Origin of the sequence: Empedobacter sp. UBA7252 (assembly GCF_002472765.1) — a bacterium.
GTDB lineage: Bacteria > Bacteroidota > Bacteroidia > Flavobacteriales > Weeksellaceae > Empedobacter > Empedobacter falsenii_B.
This window is the reverse complement of record NZ_DKSQ01000060.1, coordinates 1-10,030: the sequence shown is the minus strand read 5'-3', so window position 1 is coordinate 10,030 and position 10,030 is coordinate 1. Positions and strand designations below refer to the sequence as shown.

Genomic DNA, 10,030 nt, shown 5'->3' with positions numbered 1-10,030 from the left:
TAGTTATTGAGAAGTCTAAAACAATAACAACTCCAAAACGGAGACCTGGTAGCTCAGTTGGTAGAGCACAACACTTTTAATGTTGGGGTCCTGGGTTCGAGCCCCAGCCAGGTCACAAGAAGCCAAACAGAAATGTTTGGCTTTTTTTATGCAAAATAATTGAGGTCAACATGATAAATGTTGCGGTAAATATATATCGTATTGTTTCCGATTAACTTCTATTCTCAGTTACTTTGTTCAACCGATTTTATGATTATGAAGAAGAAAAAAACAGTTCTCTCAAAATTAATGAAGGTAATTAAGATTACTGGATTTTCTTTGGGAGGAATTATATTAGTTTTATATGTTTCGCCTTATTTTTTTAAGGATCAAATTAATGAAGGGATAAAAAGTATTGCCGAAAATTATGTGAAAACTGAAATTGAATTCAAGGATTTGGATATTTCGTTTTTCAATCATTTTCCTAAGCTAACGGTTACCCTAACGGATTCTTCAATCAAAGGTTCTACGCCATATCAAACCGAAAATTTAATCTCTGCGAAAGAAATTGCACTTGGTGTAGATGTCAAAACGTTGTTTGATGATAAAATAATTTTTAATGAATTATTTATTACAGATGCAACGATTAATCTGAAAATAGATAGTTTAGGTCGTAATAATTTTGATATTGTGAAGCCTTCTGATGAGGTTGAAAAAGAAGAAGAATCGAGTAAAGGATTAGCGTTGAATAATTTTAAAATTGCTAATTCTAACTTTTTATACGATGATCAATCATCTAAAACCTATTTAAAATTAGATCAATTTGATTACGATGGACTGATAGATTTTACAGAAAATCAGTTAACATTAAATGCAAAAACGGATATCAAAAATGTCAATTTTAGTTTTGATGAGCAGAAATATGTTAAGAATTTACCTTTAAAAGGAAAAATCAATTCGAAAATTGATTTAAATAATTTATCTTTTTATTTTACTGAAAAATAATCTCGAATTAGGTCAATTTCCTTTTTCGTTGAAAGGTTCTTTGTTGATGCCAAATGAAAGCAAAGTTTTTGATTTAACAATTTCATCAGAGAAAAATGATTTGCAATATATTCCTGCGATTATTCCAGAAGCGTACCAAGAATGGGCAAAAGAAGTGGAACTGAAAGGTTCTTCGACGATTCTCTTTACAATGAAAGGAATAATGAATGCGACGACAAATCAGAATCCTGATATTCATATTGATGCAAAAATTGATGATGGATGGATGAATTATAAGAAATCATCTTCTCCAATCAAAAATATAAATCTTGTTTCTACTGTTGATTTACAAGCGTTGGATCCTGATAAAATGCGTGTGAAAGTGGATAATCTTGATTTCAAATTGTTAGATGGAACAACTAAAACTAATTTCACGTATTGGGCGGGAAAAACAATGTTTTCGGAGGGAATTATCGAGTCAAGTATTGATTTGGAAGCCTTGAAAAATGCAACAGGTTTCAATCAATTTGACGCAAAAGGAATTCTTGATATGGAAGGAAGTTGGAAAGGTTCAATCGTTCAAAATGCGAAAAATCCTTTAAAAAAAATTCCAACGTTTTATCTAAAAGCTAATCTTGAAAATGGTTATTTCAAAATGAATGAAATGCCTGCGGCTTTGGATCACATTAATTTGGATTTGACGATGAAAAATACAGATGGAAATATCAAAAATACGTCTGTTTTGGTTCATAAAATTGATGCAAAAGCGATGGATAATTATATGATTGGACGATTAGAATTGAAAAATCTGAATAATTTTCCGATTAATGCAGATTTTGGTGCTAAAATTCATTTAGAGGATATCATCTAAATTTATCCAATAAAGAATATTGATATGCGAGGCGATTTGCTTGTGAAAATGAAAGCAAACGGAACGTATGAGCCAAAACGTAAAAAAGTTCCGGTTTCTAATTCGGTCGTTATTTTGAAAAATGGTTACATCAAATTACATGAATATCCGAATTTACCTTTAGAAAATATTACGGTAGAAACGCATATAAAATCGGGTAGAGGTTCGTTTAACGATTTGTCAATAGATGTTTTGCCAATCAAATTTACGTTGGCTGGAAAACCATTTATGGTGAATGCAAATCTGAAGAATTTAAACAATTTAGATTATCGAGTTCATTCAAAAGGTGAATTGAATTTAGCGAATATTTACAAATTATTTCCAATCGAAGGTTTAGATGTTGATGGATTAATTGAAACTAATTTTGGTGTAAAAGGAAATAATGGAGCGCCTTTGGAGAGTTTTCAAAACAAAGGTTTTGTGAAAATTCAGAACATTAAGATTAATACAAAATTCTTTCCGAGCAAATTTGTTATCAAGCAAGGAGATTTCCGATTTGAAGGAAGTCATCTGACTTTTAAAGATGTAAAAGCGCGTTATAAAAAGAATGTTTTTGTATTTGATGGAGATGTTTCGAATTATATCAATTATGCGTTAAAAGATAATGAAATGCTAAAAGGAACGATTAATTTCAAAACAAATCGTGTCAATATTGATGATTTTATGGCATTTAATACCGAATCGACAGCGACTAACTCGATAGCTGCGGAAGAAGGTGTGGTTTTGTTGCCGAAAAATGTAGAATTATCGATAAAAGGTCAAGCAAAAGAGGTTTTATTTAAAGATATTACGTTGCAAAATTTCGAAGGAGATTTAGGTTTGAAACAAGGGAATCTTGAACTTCAAAATACTAAATTTAATTTGATTGGTTCTGAATTTACAATGAACGGAAATTATGTGCCAACAAATGCGAAAAAAGCGAAGTTTAATTTTACTGTAAAAGCCAGTAATTTCGATATTCAGCGCGCTTATCACGAAATTACGTTGTTTAGAGAATTGGCAAGTGCAGCGGAAAAAGCGCACGGGAAAGTTTCAATGGATTATCAGCTCGAAGGTGATTTGGGCGCAGATATGTTCCCGAAATTGAAAACCATAAAAGGTGGAGGGAATTTTACGTTAGAAGAAATTAAGTTTTTAGGATTTAAAGTATTCAATTCGGTTGCAGAAAAAACGTCGACAGATGCGTTGCATGATGCGAATGTGAAGAAAGTGACGTTCAAAACGAAGATCGAAAATAATGTAATTACGATAAACCGTACGAAATTCAAAATTGCAGGTTTTCGTCCACGAATAGAAGGTCAAGTGACGTTAGACGGTTATATGAATCTTGGTATGCGACTTGGTTTGCCTCCATTTGGAATTATCGGAATTCCGATCAAAATTACTGGTCCAGCGGATACGTTTGAGGTTGAAGTGGGGAAATATCATAAAGAAGATTTGAATGAAACGGATGACGAATTTGATGAATATCAAAAATCATTAGAAGAAGAAAAGGCAAAGCAAGAAGCTGTTCAAGCCAAATAATAAATATAAAATCCTTCAGAATTTCTGAGGGATTTTTTCATTATAAATAGTGATTGCGAATCATCAATAAAAAGTGTATTTTTAGATTCAAAATCAACTAAATCTGAAACTTACAACTGCAATAAAAAATACCTCGTGGTGGAAAATACTATTTTTCCTTGTTTGGCTTTATTTCTTTGGATTAATGCTACAAATCACGTTACGTTATATTCCGATTTCGTCTGATGTTTCATTTCTAGCTATCAAACAAGATGAGGTGACAACAATTCCAAGTTATTTATTCATTTTTTACATTCACGTTTATTCAGCAATATTTACATTGTTTTTTGGAATTGTTCAGTTCATTAAAATTACCAATCAACCAATCCGAAAAATTCATCGGCTTCTCGGTAAATTTTATTTTTATATCACTGTTTTATTAGCTGCGCCAAGTGGAATTTACATTGGGTTTTATGCAAATGGAGAATTAATTGCGCAATCTGCTTTTGTAATTCTCGGTATTCTTTGGTGGATTTTTACTGTGATTGCAGTTGTTAAAATTAAGCAGAAAGATATTCAATCGCACCGAAATTTTATGCTTCGTAGTTATGCGTTGGCTGTTTCTGCACTTACGTTACGCGCTTGGAAAGTGATTTTGGTTTATTTTTTTCATCCTGCGCCCATGGATGTTTATCAAATTATAGCATGGTTGGGATTTGTACCTAATTTATTGCTCGTAGAATATTATATTTATAAAACTAAACAATCTAAAATATGAAAAAAATAGGACTACTTATTTGCACTACGCTTGTTGTTTTTAGTTGTAAAGAAGACAAAAAAGATGCCGTTAAAAATAATGATATTAATGATACAATTTCATCGATTCATATCGAGCCAACGCAAGAAGATATCGGGCTATGGTCTGGTATTTTTGAGGCAGATTCAGTTGATTATGATAAAGGTGATAATTGGTCGCTTCGAAACCGAATTAGTATTGTTATTCAGAAGATTAATAACGATAATACTGTCGAAGGGTATAGTGTTTCGGCGGGAAATATAAGACCATTTAAAGGTGATTTGGTGAAAGAAGGAAACTCACGTTATGTGATGGCGAATGAACCAGGCGATCAAAAATATGATGGAACATTTAAGTTTAATATTTCTGAAAAAGATGATTCAATTTATGGAACTTGGATTTCGAAACGAAAAGATTTACCTGTACTTTCTCGAAAATTTAGTTTGAAAAAAACAACATTTAACTATGATCCTAAAAATGTTTTAATTCAGCCAAAATATGGTGTAGATGAAGAGTATGCGGATGAATACGATAATGTAGATTGGGTGAATTCTAAAAAGAAAAAATATGACGAATCAGATGGAGAAGAGTATTTTGTAGATGTGCAACGTGCTGCTTCGGATGAAATTTATAAAATAAATGGATCAACGCAAAAGTTGACGGAGAAACAATTGAAAAATCTACATAAGTTAGATTTAGAAATTATTCGCAATACAATTTATGCGCGTCATGGCTATTCGTTTGCGAATCGTGGTGCACGTCAATTTTTTGATTATGTAGATTGGTATGTGCCTTTGTATACAAATGTTGAGGATAAATTGTCGCCAATCGAAAAAGATAATATTGAGTTATTAAAGCGTTTTGAGAAATATGCAACCGATAATTATCAACAATATGGACGCTAAAATTTAGAATTTTGATTAAGATAGAATGAGTTAAAACTCAATCCGAAAATAGGATAGCAGGATTATCATTTTGCTTTATAGGTTAAATTGAAGAATACAATTGTTTTTACTCGATAAAACCTTTGTTCTGAAAGAACTTTGCAGAGCAAACCAAGAAAATTTTGTTTGTTGTGTTTATCAATTTAGGCTCGTTAGCTTAGCTGGTAGAGCACGAAACTCTTAATTTCGGGGTCCTGAGTTCGAGCCTCAGACGAGTCACGAAAAAACTGCTACACTTTTGTGTAGCAGTTTTTTTGTTTTTTATAATTATGATTAAGAATTATAGGTGAAATCGTTAAAATTTTTCAATGAAAAAATAGTTTTCATTAATCAATCTGCAAATAAATCAACGTTTTACTAAAAAGTATTCAGTAATATTAAATTTTTCTAAATTAATTATTGCTAAAATTAAATAAAATCAAAAGTATAGTAATAAAAAATAAATTTGTCGTAAATTTGCACCCATAATTTTCAAGGATGCAAAACATTAGAAATATTGCGATTATCGCACACGTTGACCACGGTAAAACTACATTGGTTGACAAAATTCTTCACAGCGGAAACGTTTTTAGAGAAAACCAAGAGTCTGGTGAATTAATCATGGATAACAATGATATCGAGCGTGAGAGAGGGATTACGATCTTTTCTAAAAATGCTTCGGTAGATTACAAAGGTGTAAAAATCAATGTGATTGATACTCCTGGCCACGCGGATTTCGGTGGAGAAGTTGAGCGTGTATTGAAAATGGCTGATGGGGTTATCTTATTAGTTGATGCTTTCGAAGGACCAATGCCTCAAACGCGTTTCGTTTTGAGTAAAGCATTAGAATTAGGTTTAAAACCATTAGTTGTAATTAACAAAGTTGATAAAGAAAACTGTCGTCCTGATGAGGTATATGACAAAGTTTTCGAATTATTCTTCAACTTAGATGCAACAGAAGAGCAATTGGAATTCCCAGCGTTCTATGGTTCATCTAAACAAGGATGGTTCAATACAGAAAATGTACGTGTAGACGATATTTCTCCATTAATGGATGGTATTCTTGAACATGTTCCTGCTCCAGAAGCTTATGAAGGTTCTTTACAAATGCAAATTACATCTTTAGATTATTCTAAATTCTTAGGACGTATCGCAGTTGGTAAAGTAAGTCGTGGTGTTATTAAAGAAGGAGATTGGGTTGCTTTAACAAAACCTGATGGAACGTTCAAAAAACATAAAATCAAAGAATTATATACATTTGCTGGTTTAGGTAAAGTAAAAGCTACTGAGGTAAAAGCGGGTGATATTTGTGCTGTTGTTGGTATCGATGGTTTCCAAATTGGAGATACAATTGCAGATCCAGAAAATCCAGAAGCATTACCAGTTATGCATATCGATGAGCCTACAATGAATATGTCTTTCGGAATTAACAACTCTCCATTCTTTGGTAAAGATGGTAAATTTGTTACTTCTCGTCACTTAGTAGAACGTTTAGAAGATGAGTTAGAGCGTAACTTAGCTTTACGTGTAGAACCAACAGAAGATTCTAATACACAATTAGTTTACGGACGTGGTATCATGCACTTATCTGTATTAATCGAAACGATGCGTCGCGAAGGTTATGAGTTAACAGTTGGACAACCACAAGTAATCTTAAAAGATATTGATGGTGTAAAATGTGAACCATATGAAACATTAGTAATTGATGTTCCAGATGATTATTCTTCTAAAGCAATCGACTTAGTAACTCAACGTAAGGGTGATTTATTAGTTATGGAGGCGAAAGAAGGAATGCAACACTTAGAATTCGAAATTCCATCTCGTGGATTAATCGGATTACGTTCTCAAATGTTAACTTCTACTGCTGGTGAAGCTGTAATGGCACACACTTTCTTAGAATATAAACCATTCAAAGGAGCAATCGCTGGTCGTTCTGCAGGTGTAATTATTTCGAAAGATCAAGGTACATCAACTCCTTATTCTATTGATAAATTACAAGATCGTGGAAAATTCTTTATCGAGCCAGGTGAAGAAGTTTACGAAGGAATGATTATCGGAGAGCATTCTCGTAACAATGATTTAGTAGTAAATGTTGTTGAAGCTAAAAAATTAAACAATATCCGTGCAGCTGGTAAAGATGATTCATCTTCTATCGCTCCAAAAACAGAAATGACTTTGGAAGAATGTATGGAATATATCCAAGCTGATGAATGTATCGAGGTAACTCCAAATTTCATCCGTTTACGTAAAATTCACTTAAAAGAAGTAGATCGTAAACGCTTCGAAAAATCAATGAGCTAATCATTTGAAATTATATATCACAATAAAACCAGAAGTTAATCTTCTGGTTTTTTGTTTTAAATAGATTCGATTTTATTTTTAAGCGCTTCAATTGCGAAATTTAATTCATCTTTAGAAGCGTTATATTCTACTATTTCACCTTTAATTTTGAATCTTGAAACATTAAAACCTTCTTCAATATCATTGTACCAAATCAAATAATTTTCGTATACAGCAACTACCCAAAAATTATCCTCAATAACATCATCACATTTCCATATTTCAGGAGAAATTTTAATTTGATTCCAAAATAATAAAGTTTTGTCCTCCATATTTTGTTCAGAAAAATAAATTTCGAGCATCAAATCCTTTTTAGGAAAATTTATCCAATTATTCATTAATAAGTACTTTTTAATAAAATCCAATCTTCAAATTTTTGAGTTTGAGTTGAATTTGGTTCAGTCCATTCGATAATATACCAATAACTATCGGAAGGTAGCGCTTTTCCATTCAGTTTTCCATCCCATGTATAATTGTTTGCTTCCGAACCAGTAAATAATAATTTTCCTTTTCGATTATAAATGATAAATTTCGGATTGATTTTACTTTTTAATTGCGAATAATCCAACACATCATTTTTACCATCACCATTTGGAGAAATAAAATTGATTAGTTTAATCAGCGAAAATTCTTTCGAAATAGGCGAACAATTAGCTGCAGATTTCACAGAAATTGTATGAGTTCCTAAAGTTACGTTTGTGAAGATATTGGAAGATTGAAAAGTGCCGTTATCCAATGAATACAGATATGGAAGCGTAGATCCAGTGACTTTTATGGTCACTGTAGAACCTTGAATTTCGATAGATTGAATAGTTGGATCTTCGGCTTCAATAACTTTTACTTCTTGTGTATAAAAACAACCATTCAATCCTAATTTCACATAATAAGTTCCAACAGGAACATTTGTAATTGATTGATTTTTGTCGCCATTATGTAACCATTCGTAAGTTTTAAATCCTGGACCTGCGTCTAAAGTCGTTGTTGTTCCTTTGCAAATTGTAAGATCTTTTAAGGTTGATGATTTTCCAGATTGTTTGAAAATAAAATGCAATGGAGCAACGTTTTCGCATAATCCATTTTGTTTAAATCTTACCCAAAATGTTTGATCTGAATTTATAATTTGTGTTGTGTTGATATTATTTTTTTTATTTTTAGCATCAATTTCATTTAAGTAATATGTCGGTGAGCCTTCAAGATTTGTAACCAAGTCATCAACATAATCGGATAAAACAATTTCTTCATCATTGCTTAAATTCTCATCACAAATTTCTATTGGAGGAATTACGTTTGCAACACTTAAATGATTTAATGTAAAAGTAATTTCTTTAATAACAGGCTTACAAGTTCCGATTTGGACACGAATCCAAACTTCTTTAGATGTCTGAATTTCATTTAATTCGAAATTCGTTATTTCAGCAGGAATATTATCTTTAGCATCTTGTTCCGTTTCAAAATATTTCACTTGATGAGCAGAATAATAATCTTCTACAATTCGATCAGTATATTCGTCTAAATTTATTTGTGTTTTTCCATCTAAATCATCATCACAAATAGAAAAACGATCTTGATATATTTGAGGTTCTTCTTGTACAGAAACATTAATGTGACCTTTCAAAGAACAACCAGTATTCAATGTGATTTCTACTTCGTAATAACCTGTTTCATCTACCACTAATGTTGCATTTGTTTCACCACTAATTTCCACACCATCTTTGTACCATTTATAGGTTGTAGCATTTGTCGTTGTCGCATCTATTGTTTCAGATGTTCCAGGACATAATACAACATCAGAACCTAAACTTTTTGAACCTATAAAACTTCCAGCTTTCAAGAAAACAGCAGAATCGTAACGACCTTTTGAATCTCCATGATCAGCAATTACCAATTTGATATGATATTTTGTACCAGCTTCTATTTGCGCATTTGTTTTCAAAACTTTTGTTTGTCCATTGAAATTCGTTGGATTATTTGCAGAATTAAAACTTCCAAAATACGATATGTTTCGAGGACAATCTCTTGCGCCATTTATGGTTAATGAAGTTACAGGAATGGTTGTATTTGGAACTAATGCAATATTTTGATAAGGTTCAGAATTATCTGCTTTTTTGATTAAGAAGGCAAAAGCATCAGAGTATTGGCAATTACTTGATTGATATTCTTCTGAAAGAAACATATATTCGAAACTAATCTGATCTGTTGTTAGATTTGATATAAAATCAAATTCAAGATAAGTTGCATTTAAAATATAATCATGAGGTAAATTAGATTTTATCAAAATATCAATCAAATCTTGATCTCCTCCCCAATTACTTCCCCAAAAATCTTGCAAAGATGAATTTGGACCTTCAGCATCTTTTGCTTTCCCTGTAGATAAAATAATTCCTTCAGAAAGATCAAAACTACTAGTTCCTTTTGTAAAATAACCATAGCTTATTTCATCATAAGCTCTATTGTAGCCAGAAATATTAATATTGGAAATAGTAATACAACCTGTGTTTGTTCCAATAAATTTATCAATTAATTCTTCTTTCGGTAAAGATGTATCTACCTGAATATATTGACCAAATAAAAAACTATTTAACCGGTAGTGCATTT

8 protein-coding genes and 2 tRNA genes are annotated in these 10,030 nt (G+C 31.7%); 8 read left to right on the top strand and 2 right to left on the bottom strand.

What is annotated here, in order from left to right:
• Positions 1-42: 42 nt before the first annotated feature.
• The 8 genes from B2X73_RS08675 (at position 43) to typA (ending at position 7,396) form a co-directional block, all read left to right on the top strand.
• A tRNA-Lys gene (locus B2X73_RS08675) sits at positions 43-115 on the top strand.
• A 173-nt stretch (positions 116-288) separates the two neighbouring features.
• A complete protein-coding gene (locus tag B2X73_RS08670; RefSeq protein ID WP_291096262.1) occupies positions 289-984 on the top strand; it encodes an AsmA family protein in 696 nt (231 codons plus the stop codon).
• A 46-nt stretch (positions 985-1,030) separates the two neighbouring features.
• Positions 1,031-1,834, top strand: a complete 804-nt coding sequence (locus B2X73_RS08665; protein WP_291051162.1) for a hypothetical protein — start codon at positions 1,031-1,033, stop codon at positions 1,832-1,834.
• Between the two features lie 48 nt (positions 1,835-1,882).
• A complete protein-coding gene (locus B2X73_RS08660) occupies positions 1,883-3,397 on the top strand; it encodes an AsmA-like C-terminal region-containing protein (RefSeq protein ID WP_291096260.1) in 1,515 nt (504 codons plus the stop codon).
• A gap of 184 nt (positions 3,398-3,581) precedes the next feature.
• The gene (locus B2X73_RS08655; RefSeq protein ID WP_221854372.1) at positions 3,582-4,154 is read left to right on the top strand and encodes a DUF2306 domain-containing protein; all 573 of its coding nucleotides are present in this window, start codon (positions 3,582-3,584) and stop codon (positions 4,152-4,154) included.
• Positions 4,151-5,077: a YARHG domain-containing protein gene (locus B2X73_RS08650; protein ID WP_291096257.1), complete on the top strand. Its 927-nt coding sequence runs from the start codon at positions 4,151-4,153 to the stop codon at positions 5,075-5,077. Before B2X73_RS08655 ends, B2X73_RS08650 begins: the two co-directional genes overlap by 4 nt.
• Before the next feature lie 185 nt (positions 5,078-5,262).
• Positions 5,263-5,335, top strand: a tRNA-Lys gene (locus B2X73_RS08645).
• A gap of 258 nt (positions 5,336-5,593) precedes the next feature.
• The gene (gene typA, locus B2X73_RS08640) at positions 5,594-7,396 is read left to right on the top strand and encodes a translational GTPase TypA (RefSeq protein ID WP_221854374.1); all 1,803 of its coding nucleotides are present in this window, start codon (positions 5,594-5,596) and stop codon (positions 7,394-7,396) included.
• 56 nt (positions 7,397-7,452) lie between these two features.
• On the opposite strand, the gene B2X73_RS08635 is transcribed toward typA, so the two are convergent.
• Entirely contained in the window at positions 7,453-7,773 is a 321-nt protein-coding gene (locus tag B2X73_RS08635; RefSeq protein ID WP_180904948.1) for a hypothetical protein, read from the bottom strand.
• On the bottom strand, positions 7,773-10,030 hold a 2,258-nt coding region (locus B2X73_RS08630; protein ID WP_291096255.1), incomplete at its 5' end, for a choice-of-anchor L domain-containing protein. The genes B2X73_RS08635 and B2X73_RS08630, both read right to left, overlap by 1 nt.

Bases quoted from the DNA above. Each gene is read 5' to 3' on its own strand.
- B2X73_RS08670 (WP_291096262.1), top strand. From the start codon at position 289: ATGAAGGTAATTAAGATTACTGGATTTTCTTTGGGAGGAATTATATTA.
- B2X73_RS08635 (WP_180904948.1), bottom strand. From the start codon at position 7,773: ATGAATAATTGGATAAATTTTCCTAAAAAGGATTTGATGCTCGAAATT.
- B2X73_RS08660 (WP_291096260.1), top strand. From the start codon at position 1,883: ATGAAAGCAAACGGAACGTATGAGCCAAAACGTAAAAAAGTTCCGGTT.
- B2X73_RS08650 (WP_291096257.1), top strand. From the start codon at position 4,151: ATGAAAAAAATAGGACTACTTATTTGCACTACGCTTGTTGTTTTTAGT.
- typA (WP_221854374.1), top strand. From the start codon at position 5,594: ATGCAAAACATTAGAAATATTGCGATTATCGCACACGTTGACCACGGT.
- B2X73_RS08655 (WP_221854372.1), top strand. From the start codon at position 3,582: ATGCTACAAATCACGTTACGTTATATTCCGATTTCGTCTGATGTTTCA.
- B2X73_RS08665 (WP_291051162.1), top strand. From the start codon at position 1,031: ATGCCAAATGAAAGCAAAGTTTTTGATTTAACAATTTCATCAGAGAAA.